This is a genomic window from Streptomyces bacillaris, from assembly GCF_003268675.1.
GTDB lineage: Bacteria > Actinomycetota > Actinomycetes > Streptomycetales > Streptomycetaceae > Streptomyces > Streptomyces bacillaris.
The window spans coordinates 5,489,791-5,513,826 of record NZ_CP029378.1 but is presented as its reverse complement, the minus strand read 5'-3'; the positions used below and the strand labels follow the sequence as shown (position 1 = coordinate 5,513,826).

The following is a 24,036-nucleotide window of genomic DNA, read 5'->3' as shown; positions in this document are numbered from 1 at the left end:
GCCCTCCATGACGCGCAGGCCCGGTCCGTGGTTGCCGGACCGGGCCTGCGCGGATGGACGTTCGGGGGGCGCTACTTGTTGACCACGCTCAGCGGGAGCAGCTTCTTGCCCGTCGGGCCGATCTGGATGTCCAGATCGAGCTGGGGGCAGACGCCGCAGTCGAAGCAGGGGGTCCAGCGGCAGTCCTCGACCTCGGTCTCGTCGAGCGCGTCCTGCCAGTCCTCCCAGAGCCAGTCCTTGTCCAGGCCGGAGTCCAGGTGGTCCCAGGGCAGGACCTCTTCGTAGGTGCGCTCGCGGGTGGTGTACCAGTCGACGTCGACGCCGTACTCGGGGAGCGTCTTCCCGGCGCAGTTCATCCAGAGGTCGTAGCTGAAGTGCTCGCGCCAGCCGTCGAAGCGGCCGCCGGACTCGTAGACCGCGCGGATGACGGAGCCGACGCGCCGGTCGCCGCGCGAGAGCAGGCCCTCGACCACGCCGGGCTTGCCGTCGTGGTAGCGGAAGCCGATGGAGCGGCCGTACTTCTTGTCGCCGCGGATCTTGTCGCGGAGCTTCTTCAGCCGGGCGTCGGTCTCCTCGGCGCTGAGCTGCGGGGCCCACTGGAAGGGGGTGTGCGGCTTGGGCACGAAGCCGCCGATGGAGACCGTGCAGCGGATGTCGTTCTGGCCGGAGACCTCGCGGCCCTTGGCGATGACGTTGACCGCCATGTCACCGATCTGGAGGACGTCCTCGTCGGTCTCGGTGGGCAGGCCGCACATGAAGTACAGCTTCACCTGGCGCCAGCCGTTGCCGTAGGCGGTGGCGACGGTCCGGATGAGGTCCTCCTCCGAGACCATCTTGTTGATGACCTTGCGCATCCGCTCGGAGCCGCCCTCGGGGGCGAAGGTGAGGCCGGAGCGGCGGCCGTTGCGGGTCAGCTCGTTGGCCAGGTCCACGTTGAACGCGTCGACGCGGGTGGAGGGCAGCGAGAGGCCGATCTTGTCCTCGGTGTAGCGGTCCGCGAGCCCCTTGGCGATGTCACCGATCTCGCTGTGGTCGGCGGAGGAGAGGGAGAGCAGGCCGACCTCCTCGAAACCGGTCGCCTTGAGCCCCTTGTCGACCATCTCGCCGATGCCGGTGATGCTTCGCTCCCGCACGGGGCGCGTGATCATGCCGGCCTGGCAGAAACGGCAGCCGCGGGTGCAGCCGCGGAAGATCTCCACGGACATCCGCTCGTGCACGGTCTCCGCGAGCGGGACGAGGGGCTGCTTGGGGTAGGGCCACTCGTCGAGGTCCATCACCGTGTGCTTGGAGACGCGCCACGGCACACCCGACCGGTTGGGCACGACCCGCCCGATGCGGCCGTCGGGGAGGTACTCCACGTCGTAGAAGCGCGGGACGTAGACGCCGCCGGTCTTCGAGAGCCGGAAGAGCACCTCGTCGCGGCCGCCGGGGCGGCCCTCGGCCTTCCAGGCGCGGATGATCTCGGTGATCTCCAGGACGGCCTGCTCGCCGTCGCCGATGACCGCGCAGTCGATGAAGTCCGCGATCGGCTCGGGGTTGAAGGCCGCGTGGCCGCCCGCGAGGACGATCGGGTGGTCCACCGTGCGGTCCTTGGACTCCAGCGGGATGCCCGCCAGGTCCAGGGCGGTGAGCATGTTGGTGTAGCCCAGCTCGGTGGAGAAGCTGAGGCCGAAGACGTCGAACGCGCCGACGGGGCGGTGGCTGTCCACGGTGAACTGCGGCACGTCGTGCTCGCGCATCAGCTCTTCGAGGTCCGGCCAGACGCTGTACGTGCGCTCCGCGAGGACGCCCTCGCGCTCGTTGAGTACCTCGTAGAGGATCATGACGCCCTGGTTGGGCAGCCCCACCTCGTAGGCGTCGGGGTACATCAGGGTCCAGCGGACGTCACAGCTGTCCCAGTCCTTGACGGTGGAGTTCAGCTCACCGCCGACGTACTGGATGGGCTTCTGCACATGCGGGAGCAGAGCTTCGAGCTGTGGGAAGACCGATGCGGCAGACATCTCGCGAACCTTCGTGAGCCGGCAGGGGTGACCATCAAGCGTACCCCGCGTCCCGGCCCTTCAGATCCGCCCGCAGAGCCTCACCGCATCACTGCCGGAGATCCGCCCGTAGTACGGGATCGGAGGCGCGGGCCCACACCTCGGGCAGCTCGCGCTCGCGGCGGTCGGCGGTCGCCTCCTCGTGGCCGTACAGCAGCCCCCAGGTGAAGGTGGTCTCCCCGGCCGCGTGGGCCTGGACGGCGAGGGTGCGCAGGGCCTCGCGGGCGACCACGCTGTCCTGGTGGTCGCCCAGGAGGGACTGGACGGCCTTCATCCGCTTGGCGAAGCGTTTCGCGGGCCTGCCGAGGGCGGGCCGGGCGGCCTCTCCCGCGTACCGGGCGCGCTTGGCGGCCTTGCGGGCCTCGTGCATGGCGGTGTCCCGCTCGGGCCCCGGCGGGTGCTCCAGGGCGTGGTCCATCCGGCGCGCGAGCCGTTCGTAGTCCTTGAGCACCGCGCGGGGCAGGGCCTTCCCCGGCGCGCGGGAGGCGGCGGTGCGCAGCGGCGGGTCGGCGGCGAGGGCGTCCAGGGTGTCGAGGAGGTCCAGATACCGCTCCCCGTCCAGCACGTCGATGATCCGGCGGCGCGATCCGGTGCGGCGGGCGGCCGACCAGACCTGGAGCCGCCCGCGTACGGGACCGAGGGCCAGGGTGGTGGGCAGGGCGTCGATCCGGCCGGTCAGCCGCTCGTCCAGGACCTCCTGGTCGCGGTCGACGCCCAGTTCCCCGGCGAGCCACTTCAGCTCGGCGCCGATGGGGTCGGTGACCTCGCGGTCCAGGATCTTGCGGTACGTCTTGAAGGCGCTGCGGAGCCGGCGGGTGGCCACGCGCATCTTGTGCACGGAGTCGGGCAGGTCGCGGCGGACGGCGGGGTCGCGCTCGACGATGGTGCGGATCTGTTCGCGTACGTAGGCGAGGACGTGGTCGCCCGCGGTGCGCGGCTCGTCCTCCGCGAGCTTCTTCCCCTGCTTCTTCTTGCGTACGGGGGTGGTCTCCGCCAGCGCCCGGGCCAGCTTCGACGAAGAACCCGAGGGGCGCACCCCGGCCTTGCGGAGCCGCTTCTCGACCGCGTCCAGGAAGGCGGGGTCGCCGTCGTCGGCCAGCTCGACCTCGATCTCGGTCCAGGTGGCGGTGGTGCCGCTCCCCTCCCCCGCGAGGCGTTCCGCGAGCACCGTGTCGACGCTGACCTCGGCGAGGAGGGTGCCGTCCGCGTCGGTCAGGTGCTGGACGTCGCGGGAGGAGAGCAGGCGGACGACGGGGGTGACCTCGTCGTGGCGGAGGCGGGAGCGGAGGAGGGCGGCGAAGGAGCGCGGCAGGGTGTCGCCCAGCGGCTCGTGCAGTTCGTCGCGGATGCCGGTGGCGACGGGGAACTTCAGGTGCCAGCCCTCGTCGGCCCCGCCGGTCCTGCGGCGCAGGGTGAGGGAGTCGGCGGCGAGGCGGAGGCCGGGGGTGTCGTAGTAGACGGCGTCGAGTTCGATGACGCCCCGAGGGACGGCCCGGGCGACCCCGGCCACCCGGCTCAGGTCGGGCAGCCGGGTGGCGTCGGTGGCCTCGTACTTCCGCTCGATCTCGCGTTTGGTGTCCGCCATGTACGGACACCTACCCGCATGGGCCGGGTTCAGGCGGACATCGGCCGCTGCACCCTGATCGACTGGAGCAGCCCGATGGCGACCCAGACGGCGAACATCGAGGAGCCTCCGTAGGAGACGAAGGGCAGCGGCAGCCCGGCCACCGGCATGATGCCAAGCGTCATGCCGATGTTCTCGAAGGACTGGAAGGCGAACCAGGCGATGATCCCGGCGGCGACGACCGTGCCGTACAGCTCGGTGGTCTCGCGGGCGATGCGGCAGGCGCGCCACAGGACGACACCGAGCAGGACGATGATCAGCCCGGCGCCGAGGAAGCCCAGCTCCTCACCGGCGACGGTGAAGACGAAGTCGGTCTGCTGCTCGGGGACGAACTGTCCGGTGGTCTGGGTGCCCTGGAAGAGCCCGGTGCCGGTGAGGCCGCCGGAGCCGATGGCGATGCGGGCCTGGTTGGTGTTGTAGCCGACACCGGCCGGGTCGAGCGCCGGGTTGGCGAAGGCGGCGAAGCGGGCGATCTGGTAGTCGTCGAGGAGCCCGAGCTGCCAGACGGCCACCGCCCCGGCGGCGCCCGTGCCGAGGAGGCCGAAGACCCAGCGGTTGGAGGCGCCGGAGGCGAGCAGCACGCCGAGGACGATCACGGCCATCACCATGACCGAGCCGAGGTCCGGCATCAGCATGACCACGCCCATGGGGATCGCGGCGAGGGCCAGCGCCTTGGCGACGGTCCGGTGGTCGGGGTGGGCCTGGTCGCCCGCGTCGACCCGGGCGGCGAGGAGCATCGCCATCACCAGGATGATGGTGATCTTGGTGAACTCGGAGGGCTGGATCGAGAACCCGGCGGGGAGCTTGATCCAGGCGTGGGCGCCGTTGACGGTGGTGCCGAGCGGGGTGAGCACGGCGAGGACCAGCAGCACCGAGATGCCGTAGAGGACCGGGACGGCTCCGCGCAGGGTGCGGTGGCCGAGCCAGATCGTGCCGATCATCAGGGCGACGCCGATACCGGTGTTGAGGGCGTGCCTCAGGAGGAAGAAGTACGGGTCGCCCTGGGTGAGGTGGTCGCGGTTGCGGGTCGCGGACCAGACCAGGAGCGCGCCGAGGAAGGAGAGCGCGAGCGCGGCCCCGAGCAGCGGCCAGTCCAGCCGCCGGGCGAGGGAGTCGCGGGCGGTCAGCTTGGCCCAGGAGCCCCGCTCGGGGGCGTACCGGGCAACGGAGAAGCCACCTGCCATCAGGGCCGCCTCCCTGTCGTGGCCGGGGAGCCGGTGAGGCCTGGCTGGCCCTGGGGCTGCGGCAGCAGGTTCTCCGGGTCGGCCGCCTGGCCCTCGGGCTGGGTGGGCACCGGGTTGTACGGCTCGATCTTCGGGGCGTGGATCGAGCCGTCGGGCTGGATCTTGGGCAGCGCCTTCTGGGGTGTGGGCAGCAGGGCCTTCTTCACATCCTGGTTGCCGGACGCGTCGAGGCCGTAGAGCGCGTCGTAGATCTTGCGGACGGCGGGCCCGGAGGCGCCGGAGCCGGTGCCGCCCTGGGAGATCGTCATGACGATCGTGTAGTCGTCGGTGTAGGTGGCGAGCCACGAGGTGGTCTGCTTGCCGTAGACCTGGGCGGTGCCGGTCTTGGCGCGCATCGGGATCTTGTCCTGCGGCCAGCCCCCGAACCGCCAGGCCGCCGTGCCGCCGGGTTCGACGACGGCCCGCAGGCCCTTGTCGAGGTCCTTGACGGTCTGGGCGCTGACCGGCAGCTTGCCGCTCGCCTTGGGCTTGATCTCCCGGACGGACTTGCCGTCGGGGCTGATCACGGCCTTGCCGACGGTGGGCTCGTGGAGGGTGCCGCCGTTGCTGATGGCGGCGTAGGCGGTGGCCATCTGGATCGGGGTGACCAGCACGTCACCCTGGCCGATGGCGTAGTTGATGCTGTCGTAGGCCTTGAGCTGGTTGCCCTCGAGGCAGCTCTCGTAGGCGATCTGCTGCACGTACGTGCCGCCCTTCTTGCCCTCCTTGCACCAGGCGTCCTTGTTGGCCTCCCAGAACTTCTGCTTCCACTCGCGGTCCGGGATGCGGCCCTTGACCTCGTTGGGGAGGTCGATGCCGGTCTCGGAGCCGAGGCCGAAGTCGCGCGCGGTGGTGTAGAACCAGTTCTTCGCGTCCTTCTTCGGCTTTATGCCGCCGTCCCGGGCCCACTCCTCGTGGCCGAGGCGGTAGAAGACGGTGTTGCAGGAGTACTTGAGCGCCTCGCCGAGGGTGATGGGGCCGTGCCCCTGCGACTCGAAGTTGGCGAAGGTCTGGCTGCCGAGGCTGTAGGAGCTGCTGCAGTTGTACCGGTCGTTGAAGGCGTGCCCGGCCCGGACGGCGGCGCTGGCGGAGACCACCTTGAAGATGGAGCCGGCGGGTGCCTGGCCCTGGATGGCCCGGTTGAGCAGCGGGTAGTTGGACTTCTTGCTGGTGAGCTTGGCGTACTCCTTGCCGGAGATGCCGCCCACCCAGGCGTTGGGGTCGTAGTCGGGCTGGGAGGCCATCGCGACGACCCGGCCGGTCTTCGACTCCATCACGACGACGGCGCCGGAGTCGGCCTCGTACTTACGGCCGGTGATCTTGTCGGTCTCGCCCCGCACCAGCTTCATCGCGGCGGCGAGTTCGAACTCGGCCACCGCCTGGACCCGGGCGTCGAGGCTGGTGACGAGGTTGGAGCCGGGCACGGCCGGGTCGTTCTCCGCCTCGCCCATGACCCGGCCGAGGTTGTCGACCTCGTAGCGGGTGACGCCCGCCTTGCCGCGCAGTTCCTTGTCGTACGTGCGCTCCAGGCCGGAGCGGCCGACCTGGTCGGAGCGGAGGTAGGGCGAGGGGCCGTCCAGCGCCTTCTGGATCTCCTCGTCGGTGACCGGCGAGAGGTAGCCGAGGACCTGCGCGGTCTTCGCCTTGCCGGGTGCGGCGTAGCGGCGTACGGCGGTGGGCTCGGCGGTGATGCCGGGGAAGTCCTCGGCCCGCTCGCGGATCTGGAGGGCCTGCTGGGTGGTGGCCTCGTCGGTGACCGGGATCGGCTGGTAGGGCGAGCCGTTCCAGCAGGGCTGCGGGGTCTTGGAGTCGCAGAGGCGGACCTTGTCCCGGACCTCCTGGGGCTCCATGTCCAGCACCTCGGCGAGCCGGGTGAGGACGCCGACGCCGTCGTCCTTCATCTTCAGCAGCTCGGTGCGGCTGGCGGAGACGACGAGCCGGGTCTCGTTGTCGGCGAGCGGTACGCCCCGGGCGTCGAGGATCGAGCCGCGCACGGCGGGCTGGACGACCTGCTGGACGCCGTTGCCCGCCGCCTTGGTGGTGTACTCCTCGCCGTTGCGGATCTGGAGGTACCACAGCCGCCCGCCGAGGGTGAGGAGCAGCGAGAAGACGAGGACCTGGATGACGATGAGCCGGATCTGGACCCGCTGGGTCCGCCCGGTCTCGGGGATGTTGCTCACGGGGTGCCCCCGGTGGTGGTCCGGCTGGGGGTACGGGGGTGGTCCCCCGGGGAGTACGGGCTCACAGGCGCTTGACCCCCTTGATGCGGCCCGCGCGGGACGCACGGCTGCGGGCGGCCTTCATGCGCAGGCCGCCGCGCTGGTTGCCGATGCGCAGACCGGTGCCCGAGGCGAGCCAGCCGGCGGCGACGTCCTTGGTACCGCCCGCGGCCTCGGAGACCGGGTCGTTCTCGGTGCGTCTGGCCAGGGCCATGATCAGCGGCACGGTGAAGGGGGCCAGCAGCAGGTCGTAGATCGCGGCGGTGAGCAGCAGGCTGCCCAGGCCCACATGGCGGGCGGCGGTGTCCCCGACGAGGGCGCCGACGCCCGCGTACAGCAGGGTCGAGCCGAGCGCGGCGGCGACCACCGCGGCCATCGGGGCGAAGGCCGACTTCAGCTGCCCGTTCTCCGGCCGGACCAGACCGGCGAGATAGCCGATGACGCAGAGCACCAGGGCGTAGCGCCCGGCCGCGTGGTCGGCGGGGGGTGCGAGGTCGGCGAGGAGGCCGGCGCCGAAGCCGATGAGCGAGCCGCTGACCGGCCCGTACACGAAGGCGAGTCCGAGGACGGTGAGGAGCAGCAGGTCGGGTACGGCGCCGGGGAGCTGGAGGCGGGCGAGGACGGAGACCTGGACGACGAGGGCGACGACGACCAGGGCGGTGGAGAGCAGAGTCCGGTTGAGGCGCATGGGGATCAGCTCTACTCCTGGTCGTTTGCCGCGTTGTCGGGTTGGGCGCTGCCTTGCTGGTCCCCGGCCGCCTGGCCGCCGCCCGGCTGCTCGTTGATGTTGCCGACGACCTTGCCGGAGCCGTCGACGAGGTCGCCGTTGGGCTGGACGGTGACGGTGACCGTGGGGGTCGGCTTGGGCTTGGTCTTGGCGGGCTGCTTCGGCAGGACCAGGTCACGGGGGTCCGAGCGCGGGGCCTGGACGACGACGCCGACGATGTCGAGCTTGGTGAACCCGACGTACGGCTTCACATGGACGGTCCGGGTGAGCGCGCCGCCCGCGGGGTCGACGCGGACGACCTCGCCGACCGGGACGCCGGGTACGAAGGGCTTGTCCTTGCTGGAGCCGAAGGTGACGAGCCGGTCGCCCGCCTTCACCTTGGCCTTGCCGTTGAGGAACTGGACCGAGAGCGGGCGGGAGCCCTGGCCGGTGGCGAAGCCCAGTTCGTCGGTCTTCTCCATCCGGGTGCCGACGGTGAAGGCGGGGTCGTTGGCCAGCAGGACCGTGGAGGTGCTGGGGCCGACGGTGGTGACCCGGCCGACCAGGCCCTCGCCGTTGAGGACGGTCATGTCCCGGCGGATGCCGTCGTCGGAGCCGGCGTCGATGGTGATCGTCCAGGAGAAGCCCTGGGCCGCTCCTATGGCGATGACCTCGGCGCCCTTGATGCCGTACTGTCCGGCGCCCGCCGTCTTCAGCATCGCGTCGAGCTGGCGGACGCGGCTGTCGGTGCGGTCGTCGCTGCCGAGCTTCGCCTTCAGTGCGGCGTTCTCCTGCTCCAGGGCGGAGATCCGGTCGTGCCGTTTTCCGGAGTCGCGGACCGCTCCTATGGCGTTGCCCACCGGGTCGACCGCTGCCGCGACGCCGTTCTCCACCGGCCCGAAGACCGTGGCCGCGGCATGCCGCGCGCCGTCGACCGGTGAGCCTTCGCCGCCTCGGATATCCACCGTGATCAGGGCGAATGCGATGGCGATCAGCAGCACCAGGAGCAGCCGGCTCTCTCGTGTGTCCCTCACGTGCGGCGGCCGTGCCTTCCTCGTCGGAATGTTCGTGCCTGGGTGTTCGTCTCTGGGTGTACGTGGCTGTCGTGGTGTCAGTCAGTACGTGTGCATCAACGATCTATATCAACGATCCGGCGGGCGGAGCCGCAGCGTCCGCGCGCCGGATCGGGTGACGTTCCGCTGCCCGCGCCTCAGCGGCGGGGCTGGGCGTCCAGCACCTGCTGGAGCGCCTCGAACTCCTCGACGCACTTGCCGGAGCCGAGCGCCACGGAGTCGAGCGGGTCCTCGGCGATGTGGATCGGCATGCCCGTCTCGCGGCGGAGCCGCTCGTCCAGGCCGCGCAGCATCGCGCCGCCGCCGGTGAGGACGATGCCGCGGTCCATGATGTCGCCGGACAGCTCGGGCGGGCACTTGTCGAGCGTCGTCTTCACGGCGTCGACGATCGCGTTGACCGGCTCCTCGATCGCCTTGCGGACCTCGGTGGCCGAGATGACGACCGTCTTGGGCAGCCCGGAGACCAGGTCGCGGCCGCGGATCTCGGTGTGCTCGTCCTTGTCCAGGTCGTAGGCGGAACCGATCGTGATCTTGATCTGTTCGGCGGTCCGCTCACCGAGGAGGAGCGAGTACTCCTTCTTGATGTGCTGGATGATCGCGTTGTCCAGTTCGTCACCGGCCGTCCGGATGGACTGGGCAGTGACGATTCCGCCGAGCGAGATCACCGCGACCTCGGTGGTGCCGCCGCCGATGTCCACGACCATGTTGCCGGTGGCCTCGTGAACCGGCAGGCCGGAGCCGATGGCGGCGGCCATGGGCTCCTCGATGATGTGCACCTGACGCGCGCCGGCCTGCGTGGACGCCTCGATGACGGCGCGGCGCTCGACCCCGGTGATACCGGAGGGCACGCAGACGACGACCCGGGGGCGGGCCAGGTAGCGGCGCTTGTGGATCTTCAGGATGAAGTAGCGGAGCATGCGCTCCGTGATCTCGAAGTCGGCGATCACGCCGTCCTTCAGCGGCCGTACGGCAACGATGTTGCCCGGCGTCCGCCCGATCATCTTCTTGGCCTCGGAGCCGACCGCCAGGATTCCGCCGGTGTTGGTGTTGATGGCCACGACGGACGGCTCGTTCAGGACGATGCCGCGCCCCCTGACGTACACCAGCGTGTTGGCAGTCCCGAGGTCGATAGCCATGTCACGGCCGATGAACGACATTGAGTTCCCCTTGTTCCCCATGAGGATGCGTCGGGCCTTCCCAGGAAGCGAAGATGGCTTGTTCTGGTAGGCGAGGTTGGCGCTGCGGGCGTGGAAGCTTCCATCGTAGTGCCGTATGCACGGACACAGCGCGAGGGTCCTTCGCCATGTGAGCGGAACGGGTGGCCGTTCTACCCATGGTGACGTTACGTCGGAGGGATGCGTTCCCGCGAGAGGGAACCCTATGCCGAAGGGCGACCGAATTACTTCGGTCGCCCCGGGCGAGCAGCGCTGTTTGGCCGATCGGGTCAGGAAAGTCCCGGAAAGAAGAGCTTCAGTTCTCGCTCTGCGGACTCCTGCGAGTCCGAGGCGTGGATGAGGTTCTCCCGGGTGATCGTGCCGAAGTCACCGCGGATCGACCCGGGCGCGGCGGCGATCGGGTCGGTGGGGCCGGCCAGGGCACGGACGCCCTCGATCACCCGCTCGCCTTCGGCCACCAGGGCGACGACGGGGCCGGAGGCCATGAACTCCATGAGCGGCTCGTAGAACGGGCGGCCCTTGTGCTCGCCGTAGTGCTGCTCCAGCGTGTCGTGGTCCAGGGTGCGCAGCTCCAGCGCGGTGATCCGCCACTCCGCCTTGCGCTCGATCCGGCCGACGATCTCACCGATCAGGCCGCGGCGGACCGCGTCGGGCTTGAGCAGGACGAGGGTGCGCTGAGTCATGTGCGGCTCCTTGCAGGCATACGGGTGCGGTGAGGGCGAGATTACAGGGGTACGGAAACGGCTCGGCGCCCGGGTTCACCGAGAGTCACCCCCGGGCCTGGGCGCCGGAGGCCGTACGGCGCCGGGGCGGGACTGCCCCGCACGGGTGCCAGTGACGCGTACGGGGCAGGAGCGGACTTTCCTTCCCCGGGCGCCGATGACCGTACGCCGCCGGAGCGGGCTCCCCGCCCGGTCACCGTCGCGCGTGCCGGTGGGGCTCGTCAGGCGGCGGCCTCTCCGGCCTCCCGCTCGGCGGCCCAGCGGGCCTTGTCCTCGTCCATCCGGCGGCCGTAGTGCACCGAGGCCCACCACAGCCCGCCGAAGACCAGCCCGAGGATGAACATCATCGGGACCACGAAACCGCTGAGGACCAGCGCCACCTGGAGCGCCCAGCCGAGCTGGACGCCGCCGGGGCGGGTGATCATCCCGCAGAGCAGCAGGGAGAGCACCATACCGATGCCGCAGACCGTCCAGACGACGGCCATGGAGACGTCGTCCAGCTTCATCGCGACGAGACCGGCGAAGCCGATCACGAAGAACTCACCGAGCAGCGTCGAGGCGCAGAGCGTACGCATCCTTCTTCTCAGCCCCTTCCCAGCAGCAGCCGGGCCTCGCCGACCGTGATCACGGATCCGGTCACCAGCACCCCGGCGCCCGCGTACTCGTCCTCCTCCTCGGCCAGCGTGATCGCCGCCTCCAGCGCGTCGTCGAGACGCGGCTCGACCTGGACCCGGTCGTCGCCGAAGACCTCGACAGCGATGGCGGCCAGCTCGTCCGCGTCCAGCGCGCGGTCGGTGGAGTTCTGCGTGACGACGATCTCGGCGAAGATCGGCTCGAAGGCCTCCAGGAGCCCGCGCACGTCCTTGTCGCCGCTGGTGCCGACCACGCCGATCAGCCGGGAGAAGCTGAAGGCCTCGGAGATGCCGTCCGCCGCTGCCCTGGCCCCCGCCGGGTTGTGCGCGGCGTCCAGGACGACGGTCGGGCTGGAGCGCACGACCTCCAGACGGCCGGGTGAGACCACCGAGGCGAACGCCTTGCGGATGGCGTCGATGTCCAGGGAGCGGGCCTGCTCGGCGCCGATGCCGAAGAACGCCTCGACGGCGGCGAGCGCGACGGCCGCGTTGTGCGCCTGGTGGGCCCCGTACAGCGGGAGGAAGATCTCCTCGTACTCGCCACCGAGTCCGCGCAGCGTCAGCAGCTGGCCGCCGACGGCCACCTCGCGGGAGGTGACGCCGAACTCCATGCCCTCGCGGGCCACGGTGGCGTCCACCTCGACGGCCTTCTTCAGCATCACCTGGGCGGCGTCCACCGGCTGCTGGGCCAGGATGACGGTCGCGCCTTCCTTGATGATCCCCGACTTCTCCCCCGCGATCTCGGCGGGCGTGGCGCCCAGCCGGTCGGTGTGGTCCAGGGAGATCGGGGTGACGACGGCGACGGTGGAGTCGATGACGTTGGTGGCGTCCCAGGTGCCGCCCATGCCGACCTCGACGACGGCCACGTCGACGGGCGCGTCGGCGAAGGCCGCGTACGCCATGCCGGTGAGCACCTCGAAGAAGGAGAGCCGGTAGGGCTGCTGGGCGTCGACCATCTCGACGTACGGCTTGACGTCCCCGTACGTCTCGATGAAGCGCTCGGGCGCGATCGGGGCGCCGTCGAGGCTGATCCGCTCGGTGATCGACTGGACGTGCGGCGAGGTGTACCGGCCGGTGCGCAGCTCGAAGGCGTTGAGCAGGGCCTCGATCATGCGGGCCGTGGAGGTCTTGCCGTTGGTGCCGGTGATGTGGATCGAGGGGTAGGCGCGCTGCGGCTCACCGAGGACGTCCATCAGGGCCGCGATGCGGGTGACGGAGGGCTCGAGCTTGGTCTCGCCCCAGCGCCCGGCCAGCTCCTGCTCCACCGCGCGGAGCGCCTTGTCGGTCTCGGGGTCGGCGGGCCGGGCGGGGACCACATCGGCCTGGGGGGCGCCCCCATAGGTGCGCAGGGTGCGGCTCCCGGCCTCGATCACCGCCAGGTCGGGGTCGCGCTGGGTCTCTTCGCCGACGATCTCCTCGAAGGTGTCGTCGGGCTCGGACGCGTCGTGCCGGTCTGAAGGGCGGGGCTCACTCACGGGGCCAGTCTACGGATGGGCACCGACATCGCGCGCAGCGCCCGGCACCGTGCGGATCGGCGGTACGGGGAAGCCCCCGCATCCCCGGTCGGTCGGGGGTGCAGGGGCTTCGCCGGTCAGCACATCAGCTCTGCGGGAGGGCCGCCAGCTGGGCGGAGATCCGCTCGATGTCGGCCTCGGCCTTGGTGAGCCGGCCGCGGATCTTGTCGACCACGTTGTCCGGCGCCTTGGCGAGGAAGGCCTCGTTGCCGAGCTTCCCCTCCGCCTGGGCCTTCTCCTTGCGCGCGGCCTCCAGGTCCTTGGTGAGGCGCTTGCGCTCGGCCGGGACGTCGATCGTACCGGAGAGGTCCAGCGCGACGGTGGCCCCGGCGACGGGGAGGGAGGCGGTGGCGTGGAAGCCGTCCCCGGCGGGCTGGAGCCGCAGGAGCTGGCGGATGGCCGCCTCGTGCGGGGCGAGCGCCGTGCCGGTCAGGGTCAGCTCGGCCGGGACCTTCTGGCCGGGCTGGAGGCCCTGGTCGTTGCGGAAGCGGCGGACCTCGGTGACGACCTGCTGGACCAGCTCGATCTCCTTCTCGGCCGCGTCGTCGCGGAAGCCGGAGTCGGCGGGCCACTCCGCGATGACGATCGACTCGCGCCCGGTGAGCGCGGTCCACAGCGCCTCCGTGACGAACGGGACGATCGGGTGCAGCAGCCGCAGCATGACGTCCAGAACCTCACCGAGGACCCGGCCCGAGACCTCGGCCGGGCGGCCGCCCGCGAAGAACGTGGTCTTGGAGAGCTCGACGTACCAGTCGAAGACCTCGTCCCAGGCGAAGTGGCGCAGCGCCTCGCTGATCTTCGCGAACTGGAAGTCGTCGTAGAACGCGTCGACGTCCGCGACCGTCTTGTTGAGCCGGGAGAGGATCCAGCGGTCGGTGACCGACATGTCCTCGACCGGGGGCAGGTCGCCCTCGATCGTGGCGCCGTTCATCAGGGCGAAGCGGGTGGCGTTCCAGATCTTGTTGGAGAATTTCGCGGAACCCTGGACCCACTCCTCACCGATCGGCACGTCGGTGCCGGGGTTGGCGCCGCGCGCGAGGGTGAAGCGCAGGGCGTCGGAGCCGTACTTGTCCATCCAGTCCAGCGGGTTGACGACGTTCCCGAAGGACTTCGACATCTTCTTGCCGTGCTCGTCGCGGACCATGCCGTGCAGGACGATGGTCCCGAAGGGCGGGGTGCCGTCGTTGACGTACAGGCCGAACATCATCATCCGGGCGACCCAGAAGAAGAGGATGTCGTAGCCGGTGACCAGGACGGAGTTCGGATAGAACTTCGCGAGGCTGTCGGTCCGTTCGGGCCAACCGAGGGTGGAGAAGGGCCACAGGCCGGAGGAGAACCAGGTGTCCAGGACGTCGCTGTCCTGGATCCAGCCCTCGCCCGTGGGCGCCTCGTCGTCGGGTCCGACGCAGACGACCTCGCCGTTCGGGCCGTACCAGACGGGGATGCGGTGGCCCCACCAGAGCTGGCGCGAGATGCACCAGTCGTGGAGGTTGTCGACCCAGTCGAAGTACCGCTTCTCCATCTCCTGCGGGTGGATCTTGACCTTGCCGTCGCGGACCGCGTCACCGGCGGCCTCCGCGAGCGGGGCGACCTTGACCCACCACTGGAGGGAGAGGCGCGGCTCGATGGTGGTCTTGCAGCGCGAGCAGTGGCCGACGGAGTGGACGTACGGCCGCTTCTCCGCGACGATCCGGCCCTCGGCGCGCAGGGCGGCGACGATGGCGGAGCGGGCCTCCAGCCGGTCCAGGCCCTCGAAGGGGCCGGGGGCGGTGATGACCGCGCGCTCGTCGAGGACGGAGATGAACGGCAGGTCGTGACGGGTGCCGATCTCGAAGTCGTTCGGGTCGTGGGCGGGGGTCACCTTGACCGCGCCGGTGCCGAACTCGGGGTCGACGTGGTGGTCCGCGACGACGGGGATGGTGCGGTCGGTCAGCGGCAGCTTGATCTGCTTGCCGACCAGGTGCTTGTAGCGCTCGTCGTCGGGGTGGACGGCGACGGCGGTGTCCCCGAGCATCGTCTCGGCGCGGGTGGTGGCGACGACGATGGTCTCCTCCCCCTCGCCGTACGTCATGGAGACCAGCTCGCCGTCGTCCTCCTGGTACTCGACCTCGATGTCGGAGATCGCGGTGAGACAGCGCGGGCACCAGTTGATGATGCGCTCGGCGCGGTAGATCAGCCCGTCGTCGTACATCTGCTTGAAGACGGTCTGGACGGCCTTGGAGAGGCCCTCGTCCATGGTGAAGCGCTCACGGGACCAGGCGACGCCCTCGCCGAGGCGGCGCATCTGGCCGGAGATCTGGCCGCCGGACTCGTTCTTCCACTGCCAGACGCGCTCGACGAAGGCCTCGCGGCCCAGGTCGTGGCGGGACTTACCCTCCTTGGCCAGCTCGCGCTCGACGACGTTCTGCGTGGCGATGCCGGCGTGGTCCATGCCCGGCTGATACAGCGCCTCGAACCCCTGCATCCGCTTCCGGCGGACGAGGGCGTCGATCAGGGTGTGCTCGAAGGCGTGGCCCAGGTGGAGGGAGCCGGTGACGTTCGGCGGCGGGATGACGATGCTGTAGGGCGGCTTGTCGCTGTGCTCGTCGGCTTCGAAGTAACCACGCTCTACCCAGCGCTCGTACAGCTTCCCCTCTACATCGGCCGGCGCGTACGTGGTCGGCAGTTCGGGGTTGCTGGCTGGCTGCTGCGATGAGTTCTCGGTCACGGGGGACAGTTTAGGGCCGTCACAGGTCTGCACTGAAACGGATTGGTTCAGTAACGGTGTCGGGGCCGATCCCCCATGTCAGGGCGGCTTCCGTCAGGATGTTCGCAACGCATAAGGATTCTGGAGGGGACACCCCAATGAGCTACAACCAGCCGGGCCCGTACGGCGGGCAGCCGCCCCAGGGCCAGCCCGGACCGTACGGACAGCAGCCCGGGCCGTACGGCGGCCCGCCGCCGCAGGGTCCTCCGCAGGGCCAGCCCGGCTACGGCTACCCCCAGCAGGCCCCTCCGGGTGTCCCGCCGCAGCAGCCGGGACCGTACGGGCAGCCCGCCTACGGCACCCCGCCGCAGGGCCAGCCCGGTTACGGCTACCCGCAGCCCCAGCAGCCGGGACCGTACGGCCAGCAGCCGCCCACTCCCCCGTACGGCGGCCAGCCTGTGTACGGGGGGCAGCCCCCGTACCCGCCGCAGCAGCCGAAGAAGAAGACCGGCCTGATCGTGGGCGCCTCCGTACTGGCGCTGGCGGTCATCGGGGCGGGGGTCTGGTACTTCGCGGGCGGCCCCAGCAACAGCGACGTGGCCGACTCCACGCGCGGCTACAAGCTGACGCCCGCGGCGGCGGTGGACGACTACGCCAAGAACACCTCCAAGCCCGAGCGCTCCGGTCCGCTGACGGGGAAGTCGAAGGAGGACGCCGAGGCGGCGGGCGTGAAGAACCCGCAGCAGGCCGGCGCCGAGTACCAGAGCGGTTCCAAGGCCAACCCGCTCACGCAGAAGATGCTGATGCTCCAGGGCTACTGGGGTGAGGTCGAGGACCCGGCCAAGGTCATCGACAGCTCCTTCAGCGACGCCGAGAAGAAGATGGCCGAGGGCAACAGCCGTAACCAGGTCTCGCTCGTCGGAAGCCCCCGGGATGTCGAACCGGCCGGATTCGAGGGCGCCCTGATGCGGTGCCAGGACCTCAAGACGATCAACGCGAAGGCCGACGGCACCGCCGCCAACGGCCCGAAGGAGATCATCACGCCGGTCTGCATCTGGGCCGACTACAGCACCGTCGGCATCGTGGTGGCCGTCGACGTCGGCGGCGCCCTGACCGGCAAGGGCATGGCCCAGGACGAGGTCGCCGATCTCGCCGCCAAGCTCTACAACACCTCGCGCACCAAGATCTGACGCGCCTGGTCTGCCTCAACCTCGAAGGGGCGCCCGCCGGTTGACCGGTCGGGCGCCCCTTCGGCGTACGTGACTGCCGTGCCGCTACGCGGACTTCTCGTGGCGGCCGCCGTCGTTCTTGCCGATCGTGCGCGGCTCGCGCGGGACCAGCGTCGGGTTGACGTGGTCGCGGACGACGTCCGGGGTGATGACGACACGGGCGACGTCCTTGCGGGACGGGACCTCGTACATCACGGACTGGAGGACTTCCTCCATGATGGCGCGCAGGCCGCGCGCGCCGGTCTGGCGCAGGATCGCCTGGTCGGCGATGGCCTCCAGGGCCTCGCGCTCGAACTCCAGCTCCACGCCGTCGAGTTCGAAGAGGCGCTGGTACTGCTTGACCAGAGCGTTGCGCGGCTCGATGAGGATCTGGAGCAGCGCCTCGCGGTCCAGGTTGTGGACCGAGGTCAGCACGGGGAGACGGCCGATGAACTCGGGGATCATCCCGAACTTCACCAGGTCCTCCGGCATGACCTCCTGGAACTGGTCGCTCGCCTGGATCTCCAGCTTGGAGCGGATCGTGGCGCCGAACCCGATGCCCTTGGCGCCGGCCCGGGACTCGATGATCTTCTCCAGTCCGGAGAAGGCGCCGCCCACGATGAACAGCACGTTCGTCGTGTCGATCTGGATGAACTCCTGGTGCGGGTGTTTCCGTCCGCCCTGCGGCGGTACGGAGGCAGTGGTGCCCTCCAGGATCTTCAGCAGGGCCTGCTGGACGCCCTCGCCGGAGACATCGCGGGTGATCGACGGGTTCTCGCTCTTCCGGGCGACCTTGTCGATCTCGTCGATGTAGATGATCCCGGTCTCGGCCTTCTTGACGTCGTAGTCGGCCGCCTGGATCAGCTTCAGCAGGATGTTCTCGACGTCCTCGCCGACATAGCCGGCCTCCGTCAGAGCCGTCGCGTCCGCGATGGCGAACGGGACGTTGAGCATGCGGGCCAGCGTCTGCGCGAGCAGCGTCTTGCCGGAGCCCGTGGGGCCCAGCAGCAGGATGTTCGACTTGGCCAGCTCGATCGCGTCCTCGCGACCGGCACCGCCGCCGTTCTCCCCGGCCTGGACCCGCTTGTAGTGGTTGTACACCGCGACGGAGAGGGCCTTCTTCGCGGGCTCCTGCCCGACGACGTACCCCTCCAGGAACTCGTAGATCTCGCGGGGCTTGGGAAGCTCTTCCCAGCGGACCTCGCTCGTCTCCGCGAGCTCCTCCTCGATGATCTCGTTGCAGAGATCGATGCACTCGTCGCAGATGTACACACCGGGTCCCGCGATGAGCTTCTTCACCTGCTTCTGGCTCTTGCCGCAGAACGAGCACTTGAGCAGGTCGCCGCCATCACCGATGCGTGCCACGAGGTGCTTCCCCTTCGCCTGGGAGGCCGCCTGGTTCAGCGGCTCCTGGTGCCTCTATCCGACGGTACCTTGCCTGGGCCCCCGTTCGGGCCCCCCTTGGCACGGTTCACACCGTCGAGACCGTGCGAACGGAATGTGCCAAGGGGAAAGACCGACGTCAGAGCGATGCGCCCGCGGTGGTCTTGCGGGTGGACACGATCTGGTCGACGAGCCCGTACGCCAGGGCGTCCTCGGCCGTCAGGATCTTGTCGCGCTCGATGTCCTCGCGGATCTTCTCCAGCGGGGTCGTCGAGTGCCGGGCCAGCATCTCCTCCAGCTGCGTCCGCATACGGAGGATCTCGTTGGCCGCGATCTCCAGGTCGGAGAGCTGCTCGCGGCCCGTCTGCGAGGACGGCTGGTGGATGAGGACACGGGCGTGCGGGAGCGCCATGCGCTTGCCCGGGGTGCCGGCGGCCAGCAGGACGGCGGCGGCGGAGGCGGCCTGGCCCATGCAGACCGTCTGGATGTCCGGCTTCACGAACTGCATCGTGTCGTAGATCGCGGTGAGCGCGGTGAACGAGCCGCCGGGGCTGTTGATGTAGATCGAGATGTCGCGGTCCGGGTCCATCGACTCCAGGCAGAGGAGCTGCGCCATGACGTCGTTGGCCGAGGCGTCGTCGATCTGGACGCCGAGGAAGATCACGCGCTCTTCGAAGAGCTTCGCGTACGGGTCGTACTCGCGCACACCCTGCGAGGTGCGCTCCACGAAGCGCGGGACGACGTAACGGTTGTCCACCTGCGGGCCGGTGTAGAGGCCGCTCGCGGAGGCGCCGGGGAAGTTGTTCATGTGGGTGTTCACCATCCTGGTGGCGTTCTGGGGCTGGAGGTCTCGGCGTACGAGAAGGGGGTGCGGGTGTGGTGCCGCCGGTCCGGTGGGGACCGGATCAGGCACCGGTGCCGCCGCCGCCCGGGATGCCCGACGCGACCGTGATGATCTCGTCGATGAGGCCGTAGTCCTTGGCCTCCTCCGCCGTGTACCAGCGGTCGCGGTCGCCGTCGCGGATGATCGTCTCGACGGTCTGGCCGGAGTGGTGGGCGGTGATCTCGGCCATGCGCGTCTTGGTGCGGAGCAGGTACTGGGCCTGGATCTTGATGTCCGAGGCCGTACCGCCGATACCGGCCGAACCCTGGTGCATGAGGATGTCGGTGTTCGGGAGCGCGAAGCGCTTGCCCGCGGCGCCGCCGGTGAGCAGGAACTGACCCATCGAGGCCGCCATGCCCATGCCGATGGTGACCACGTCGTTCGGGATGTACTGCATGGTGTCGTAGACGGCCATGCCGGCCGTCACGGAGCCACCGGGGCTGTTGATGTAGAGGTAGATGTCCTTGTCCGGGTCGGCGGCAAGGAGCAGGAGCTGTGCGGTGATCTTGTTGGCGATGTCATCGTCGACCTGCTGGCCGAGGAAGATGATGCGCTCGCCGAGCAGTCGGCTGTAGACCTGGTCACCGAGGCCTCCACCGAGGGACGGCTCACCGGCGGCGTAGGGCATCAGATTCGTCACGTATCCACCTGCTCGTCTCTGACGGCTCCGGCCGTCTCAGCTTCTTCGTACCGGGTGGGTGAGTCACTCCCCCACCCTTCCTCTTCATGGACCCTAACGCGCAGGTGGGACAACGCCATCCCGGTTCCGCAACTGTTCGCTGGGAGCGCAAGGTCCGCCGGGGGCACAGGGGTTCCGGGGCCGTACGGCGGTACGGGGGGATACGGCGACGGGCCCCGGACGCGCGGTGCGTCCGGGGCCCGTCGTTGTCGATCGGGGTGCGACCGGCGTGGATCAGCGCGAGGCTCAGGCCTCGTTCTTCTCCTCGGCCTTGGCGTCGTCGGCCTTGGCCTCGGTGGCGGCCTCGGCCGTCTCGGCGGCCTCGTCCTCGTCGTCCTCCAGGTTGACGATCTCACCGTTGGTGTCGACGACCTTGGCGGCCTCGACGACCACGGCGAGCGCCTTGCCGCGGGCGACCTCGCCGACGAGCATCGGCACCTGGCCGCCCTCGACGACGGCCTGGGCGAACTGGTCCGGGCTCATGCCGGAGGAGGCGGCACGCCGCATGAGGTGCTCGGTGAGCTCCTCCTGGTTGACGTTCAGCTTCTCCTTGTTGACCAGCTCGTCCAGGATGAACTGGGTCTTGATGCCCTTGATGGCCTGCTCGGAGGTCTCGTTCTCGAACTCCTCCAGGGTCTTGCCCTGGATCTCGAGGTACTTCTCCAGGTCGAGACCCATCTGACCGAGCTGGTGGTGCTCCAGGTTGTGCTTGCGGGTCTGGACCTCGTCCGCGAGCAGCTTCTCCGGGATCGGGACCTCGGCGAGCTTCAGCAGCTCCTCGAGGACGCGCTCCTGGGCCTGGGTGGCCTGGTCGTACTGCTTGGTGGTCTCCAGGCGCTTGCGGCTGTCGGCCTTCAGCTCCTCCAGCGTGTCGAACTCGCTGGCCATCTGGGCGAAGTCGTCGTCCAGCTCGGGAAGCTCGCGGGCGGCGACGGCGGTGACCTTGACGGTGACCTCGGCGTCCTTGCCCTCGGCGGAGCCGCCCTTCAGCTGCGAGGTGAAGGTGGCCTCGCCACCGGCCTCCAGACCGGTCACGGCCTCGTCGATGCCGTCGAGCAGCTCGCCGGAACCGATGGTGTACGAGACACCCGCAGCCACGCCGTCCTCCAGGACCTCGCCGTCGACCTTGGCCTCCAGGTCGATCGTGACGACGTCACCCTCGGCGGCGGCGCGCTCGACCGGGTTGGTGGAGGCGAAGCGCTCGCGCAGCTGCTGCACGGCCTTCTCGACCTCTTCGTCGGTGACCTCGAGGGCGTCGACGGTGACCTCGATGCCGGAGTAGTCCGGGATCTCGATCTCGGGGCGCACGTCCACCTCGGCGGTGAAGGCCAGCAGCTCGCCGTCCTTCAGCTCGGTGATGTCGACCTCGGGCTGGCCGAGGACGTTCAGCTCACCCTCGTTGACCGCCTCGGTGTAGAACTTCGGAAGCGCGTCGTTGACGGCCTCCTCCAGCACAGCACCGCGGCCGAACCGCTGGTCGATGACCCGGGCGGGGATCTTGCCCTTGCGGAAGCCCTTCACCGTGACCTGCTGGTTGATCTTCTTGTACGCCGCGTCGAGGCTGTCCTTGAGCTCCTCGAAGGGCACCTCGATGCTGAGCCGAACCCGGGTCGGGTTCAGGGTCTCCACGGCGCTCTTCACGGTTCGGTCTCCTTGGTGGCTGACTTCTTGGGGTTCTGCTGGGCCGCCGATCGGCGGCTTCGCGGACCGAGCCCGGTACATCAGACACACGGGCACGCAATTTGCATAGTAACGGCAAGGGGGAGGACTCCCACAATGCGATCTTGCCGGTGGTCGGGGTGGCCGGATTCGAACCGACGACCTTCCGCTCCCAAAGCGGACGCGCTACCAAGCTGCGCCACACCCCGTCGGTGCGACACGTAGGGTACATGGGCAGGAGCCGTGCGTCGGCCGCTTTACGGAGGGGCCGGGCCGCGATGGTCCGGGCCGGGGGTCAACGGGTGTGCGGACACCGCCGCCGACCCGCTACGATGCTCTTCGTGCCGCGGTCCGGTGGACCTGCTGTGCGGCGCTCGCGGGCGTAGCTCAATGGTAGAGCCCTAGTCTTCCAAACTAGCTACGCGGGTTCGATTCCCGTCGCCCGCTCCATGCCGAGAAGGCCCGGTCCGACTCCTGTCGGACCGGGCCTTCTTGCGTATACGCGGTGTACGGGCCATGCACGGGCGCGGGTGCGCGCGGTGGGCCGCGTGGCGGACGCGGCCCACCGCCGCAAGCTGACGCAGCGTCAGAAGCTGATCTGGTTGATCGTGTCCGCTATCGAGTTCATGAACCTGTTGATCGACGGGGCCATGCCGGTCGACGCCAGGAAGAAGCCGAAGAGGGCGGCGACGATCGCGGGGCCGGGCTTGATGGAGCCGCCACGGATCATCACCACCAGGATGACCGCGAACAGCAGCACCATAGACAGGGAAATAGCCACGTCTGATCACACCCTCGGTCGGTCCGCCTTGCCGGCCCGGAAACGCACACCACCGCACGCCCCGTCGCGTCCATCGTGCCACCAACTCCCCGCTGTCCACTGCCGGGTGACGGATCACACTGACCGGATCCCGCCATCCTGCCCAGCTCACGGGAGCTCTACGCAGGGTGGGGCGGGGGGCTCGGGGCGCGTAATCCTTCGGGTGCATATTCACGGGACGCTGCCCGGCTTCGGCGGCGGATTCCGTTCCTCTTCCCTCACAGGTCGTTCACAGGTAATTCGTGGCGCCGCGAGGGAGATAATGCACACGCCCAACTCCTCGACCGATATGCCCTGTTTGAGGCGGACCAAGTGTGTCATAACGGGCACTGTTCGACGGTTTCATATTCGAATAGAGGGGAACACGCGATATCCCGTCGCAGTTTTACGCGAAGCGATCGACAGGTCTAAGGTGCCTTAGATGTTCCAAGCTCCGAGCGTATTCACAAGGGCCCCGCTCCCCCCGGCGACCCCGGAGTCGGAGCCCAGACGCGAGCAGACGCCGAAGGCCGCCGCTCCGGCATCCGCGGCGGCGGGGAAGCGCGACCCCTACTTCGACAACGTGAAGTACCTGGCCATCGTGCTGGTCGCGGTGGCGCACGCCTGGGAACCGGTGATGGACGGCAGCCGGGCCACCCGGGCGCTCTACATGATCGTGTACACGTTCCACATGCCGGCCTTCATCCTCATCTCCGGCTACTTCTCCCGTACGTTCGACATGTCCGCGCCGAAGGTGAAGCGGCTGCTCACCGGTGTCGTGGTGCCGTACATCCTGTTCGAGACGGCCTATTCGCTCTTCAGGCGGTACGTGGACGACGCGCCGGACACCCCGATCAGCCTGACGGATCCGCTCTATCTGACCTGGTTCCTGGTCGCCCTCTTCATCTGGCGGATCACCACGCCGATCTGGCTCGCCCTGCGCCACCCGCTGGCGGTGGCGCTCACCATCGCCGTGCTGGCCTCGGTCACCCCCGGCATCGGCGACGACCTGGACCTCCAGCGGGTCCTCCAGTTCCTGCCCTTCTTCGTCACCGGCCTGCTGATGAAGCCCGAGCACTTCCGGCTCATCCGCCGCCGCGAGGTGCGGCTGCTCGCCCTGCCGCTCTTCGCGAGCGCGCTGCTCTTCGCGTACTGGATCGCCCCGCACATGCAGCTCAGCTGGTTCTACCGTGCCAGCAGCGCCCAGGAGAGGGGCGCGCCGTGGTGGTCCGGCCTGGTGCTGGCCCTGGGCCTCCTCGTCTGCGGCCTGATCCTGACCATCGGCTTCCTGGCCCTGGTGCCGGGCCGGAGGACCTGGTTCACGGCGCTGGGCGCCGGAACGATCTGCGGGTATCTGCTCCACGGCTTCCTGATCAAGGGCGCTGTGTACACGGGCCTGTTCGACCGGCACACCTGGCTCGCCGATCCCGTCGGCCTGGTCGTCGTCACCGGCGTGACCGCGGTGGCGGTGACGCTCATGTGCTCGCCACCGGTGCGCCGGGCGCTGAAGTTCGCCACCGAACCGGATATGCACTGGGCCTTCCGGAAGGCCCCGAAGAGTCCGGAGGAACAAAGGAGTCCGCAGGCCCCGGAGAACCGGAAGGTCCTCGTGAAGCACTGACCCCTCCCCGCCCTCTCCCCCGCTCCCCGATCCACCCGTGGCGCCCGCCGCGGGTGGATCGTCGCGTTTCCGGGTTGGCCGAATCCTTTCGGTCCAGGGGCGGTGCGGGTCATCGAGGGCTCCCGGGCACAGAAGAGACAAAAGCCGATGACTCGACGACTCCATAGTTGCAGCGTCAATCGTTCGGTAAA

At 69.4% G+C, this 24,036-nt stretch carries 18 protein-coding genes and 2 tRNA genes; 3 read left to right on the top strand and 17 right to left on the bottom strand.

Features of this window, described 5'->3' with window-relative positions:
* Window positions 1-71 precede the first annotated feature (71 nt).
* From DJ476_RS23885 to DJ476_RS23835, 11 genes are all read right to left on the bottom strand, one after another.
* A complete protein-coding gene (locus DJ476_RS23885; protein ID WP_070204089.1) occupies window positions 72-2,000 on the bottom strand; it encodes a TIGR03960 family B12-binding radical SAM protein in 1,929 nt (642 codons plus the stop codon).
* Between the two features lie 88 nt (window positions 2,001-2,088).
* The gene (locus DJ476_RS23880; RefSeq protein WP_103418178.1) at window positions 2,089-3,624 is read right to left on the bottom strand and encodes a CYTH and CHAD domain-containing protein; all 1,536 of its coding nucleotides are present in this window, start codon (window positions 3,622-3,624) and stop codon (window positions 2,089-2,091) included.
* 29 nt (window positions 3,625-3,653) lie between these two features.
* The gene (rodA, locus tag DJ476_RS23875) at window positions 3,654-4,847 is read right to left on the bottom strand and encodes a rod shape-determining protein RodA (RefSeq protein WP_103418177.1); all 1,194 of its coding nucleotides are present in this window, start codon (window positions 4,845-4,847) and stop codon (window positions 3,654-3,656) included.
* Window positions 4,847-7,066 (bottom strand): penicillin-binding protein 2, encoded by a 2,220-nt coding sequence (mrdA, locus tag DJ476_RS23870; RefSeq protein ID WP_103418176.1) that lies wholly within the window; start codon window positions 7,064-7,066, stop codon window positions 4,847-4,849. The genes rodA and mrdA overlap by 1 nt, the downstream gene beginning before the upstream one ends.
* A 61-nt stretch (window positions 7,067-7,127) precedes the next feature.
* Window positions 7,128-7,793, bottom strand: a complete 666-nt coding sequence (gene mreD, locus DJ476_RS23865) for a rod shape-determining protein MreD (RefSeq protein WP_053561282.1) — start codon at window positions 7,791-7,793, stop codon at window positions 7,128-7,130.
* An 11-nt stretch (window positions 7,794-7,804) separates the two neighbouring features.
* Complete coding sequence (gene mreC / locus DJ476_RS23860; RefSeq protein WP_112491531.1) at window positions 7,805-8,845, bottom strand: rod shape-determining protein MreC; 1,041 nt, start codon at window positions 8,843-8,845, stop codon at window positions 7,805-7,807.
* 176 nt (window positions 8,846-9,021) lie between these two features.
* A complete protein-coding gene (locus DJ476_RS23855; protein WP_093756112.1) occupies window positions 9,022-10,041 on the bottom strand; it encodes a rod shape-determining protein in 1,020 nt (339 codons plus the stop codon).
* A gap of 287 nt (window positions 10,042-10,328) precedes the next feature.
* A complete protein-coding gene (gene ndk, locus DJ476_RS23850) occupies window positions 10,329-10,742 on the bottom strand; it encodes a nucleoside-diphosphate kinase (protein WP_018487161.1) in 414 nt (137 codons plus the stop codon).
* A gap of 260 nt (window positions 10,743-11,002) precedes the next feature.
* Window positions 11,003-11,356, bottom strand: coding sequence for a DUF4233 domain-containing protein (locus DJ476_RS23845; RefSeq protein ID WP_019762563.1), 354 nt, complete (start codon window positions 11,354-11,356; stop codon window positions 11,003-11,005).
* 8 nt (window positions 11,357-11,364) lie between these two features.
* Complete coding sequence (folC, locus tag DJ476_RS23840) at window positions 11,365-12,888, bottom strand: bifunctional tetrahydrofolate synthase/dihydrofolate synthase (RefSeq protein ID WP_019762562.1); 1,524 nt, start codon at window positions 12,886-12,888, stop codon at window positions 11,365-11,367.
* Between the two features lie 124 nt (window positions 12,889-13,012).
* Window positions 13,013-15,634: a valine--tRNA ligase gene (locus tag DJ476_RS23835; RefSeq protein ID WP_112491530.1), complete on the bottom strand. Its 2,622-nt coding sequence runs from the start codon at window positions 15,632-15,634 to the stop codon at window positions 13,013-13,015.
* A gap of 137 nt (window positions 15,635-15,771) precedes the next feature.
* Here DJ476_RS23835 and DJ476_RS23830 point away from each other — a divergent pair, with 137 nt between their 5' ends.
* Window positions 15,772-16,803, top strand: coding sequence for a hypothetical protein (locus DJ476_RS23830; RefSeq protein ID WP_103418173.1), 1,032 nt, complete (start codon window positions 15,772-15,774; stop codon window positions 16,801-16,803).
* 84 nt (window positions 16,804-16,887) lie between these two features.
* Here DJ476_RS23830 and clpX read toward each other — a convergent pair whose 3' ends face one another.
* The 5 genes from clpX to DJ476_RS23805 all read right to left on the bottom strand — a co-directional run bounded on the left by clpX (window position 16,888) and on the right by DJ476_RS23805 (window position 21,634).
* Window positions 16,888-18,186 (bottom strand): ATP-dependent Clp protease ATP-binding subunit ClpX, encoded by a 1,299-nt coding sequence (clpX, locus tag DJ476_RS23825; RefSeq protein WP_018511479.1) that lies wholly within the window; start codon window positions 18,184-18,186, stop codon window positions 16,888-16,890.
* A 157-nt stretch (window positions 18,187-18,343) separates the two neighbouring features.
* Window positions 18,344-19,027, bottom strand: a complete 684-nt coding sequence (locus DJ476_RS23820; RefSeq protein ID WP_103418172.1) for an ATP-dependent Clp protease proteolytic subunit — start codon at window positions 19,025-19,027, stop codon at window positions 18,344-18,346.
* An 82-nt stretch (window positions 19,028-19,109) separates the two neighbouring features.
* Window positions 19,110-19,715, bottom strand: coding sequence for an ATP-dependent Clp protease proteolytic subunit (locus tag DJ476_RS23815; protein WP_018487168.1), 606 nt, complete (start codon window positions 19,713-19,715; stop codon window positions 19,110-19,112).
* A gap of 297 nt (window positions 19,716-20,012) precedes the next feature.
* A complete protein-coding gene (tig, locus tag DJ476_RS23810) occupies window positions 20,013-21,407 on the bottom strand; it encodes a trigger factor (RefSeq protein ID WP_053561279.1) in 1,395 nt (464 codons plus the stop codon).
* Between the two features lie 150 nt (window positions 21,408-21,557).
* Window positions 21,558-21,634, bottom strand: a tRNA-Pro gene (locus DJ476_RS23805).
* 167 nt (window positions 21,635-21,801) lie between these two features.
* Between DJ476_RS23805 and DJ476_RS23800 the strand changes: the two genes are divergently transcribed.
* Window positions 21,802-21,875, top strand: a tRNA-Gly gene (locus DJ476_RS23800).
* Window positions 21,876-22,011: 136 nt separating this feature from the next.
* Here DJ476_RS23800 and DJ476_RS23795 read toward each other — a convergent pair.
* Complete coding sequence (locus DJ476_RS23795; RefSeq protein ID WP_026237373.1) at window positions 22,012-22,206, bottom strand: hypothetical protein; 195 nt, start codon at window positions 22,204-22,206, stop codon at window positions 22,012-22,014.
* 460 nt (window positions 22,207-22,666) lie between these two features.
* Here DJ476_RS23795 and DJ476_RS23790 point away from each other — a divergent pair, with 460 nt between their 5' ends.
* Complete coding sequence (locus DJ476_RS23790) at window positions 22,667-23,845, top strand: acyltransferase family protein (RefSeq protein ID WP_112491529.1); 1,179 nt, start codon at window positions 22,667-22,669, stop codon at window positions 23,843-23,845.
* Window positions 23,846-24,036: the final 191 nt, after the last annotated feature.

What these genes read in the sequence shown, in the direction of transcription:
- DJ476_RS23885 (WP_070204089.1), bottom strand. Translation starts at nt 2,000, where the DNA reads ATGTCTGCCGCATCGGTCTTCCCACAGCTCGAAGCTCTGCTCCCGCAT.
- DJ476_RS23880 (WP_103418178.1), bottom strand. Translation starts at nt 3,624, where the DNA reads ATGGCGGACACCAAACGCGAGATCGAGCGGAAGTACGAGGCCACCGAC.
- rodA (WP_103418177.1), bottom strand. Translation starts at nt 4,847, where the DNA reads ATGGCAGGTGGCTTCTCCGTTGCCCGGTACGCCCCCGAGCGGGGCTCC.
- mreD (WP_053561282.1), bottom strand. Translation starts at nt 7,793, where the DNA reads ATGCGCCTCAACCGGACTCTGCTCTCCACCGCCCTGGTCGTCGTCGCC.
- DJ476_RS23855 (WP_093756112.1), bottom strand. Translation starts at nt 10,041, where the DNA reads ATGTCGTTCATCGGCCGTGACATGGCTATCGACCTCGGGACTGCCAAC.
- ndk (WP_018487161.1), bottom strand. Translation starts at nt 10,742, where the DNA reads ATGACTCAGCGCACCCTCGTCCTGCTCAAGCCCGACGCGGTCCGCCGC.
- DJ476_RS23845 (WP_019762563.1), bottom strand. Translation starts at nt 11,356, where the DNA reads ATGCGTACGCTCTGCGCCTCGACGCTGCTCGGTGAGTTCTTCGTGATC.
- DJ476_RS23830 (WP_103418173.1), top strand. Translation starts at nt 15,772, where the DNA reads ATGAGCTACAACCAGCCGGGCCCGTACGGCGGGCAGCCGCCCCAGGGC.
- DJ476_RS23820 (WP_103418172.1), bottom strand. Translation starts at nt 19,027, where the DNA reads ATGGTGAACACCCACATGAACAACTTCCCCGGCGCCTCCGCGAGCGGC.
- DJ476_RS23815 (WP_018487168.1), bottom strand. Translation starts at nt 19,715, where the DNA reads ATGCCCTACGCCGCCGGTGAGCCGTCCCTCGGTGGAGGCCTCGGTGAC.
- DJ476_RS23790 (WP_112491529.1), top strand. Translation starts at nt 22,667, where the DNA reads ATGTTCCAAGCTCCGAGCGTATTCACAAGGGCCCCGCTCCCCCCGGCG.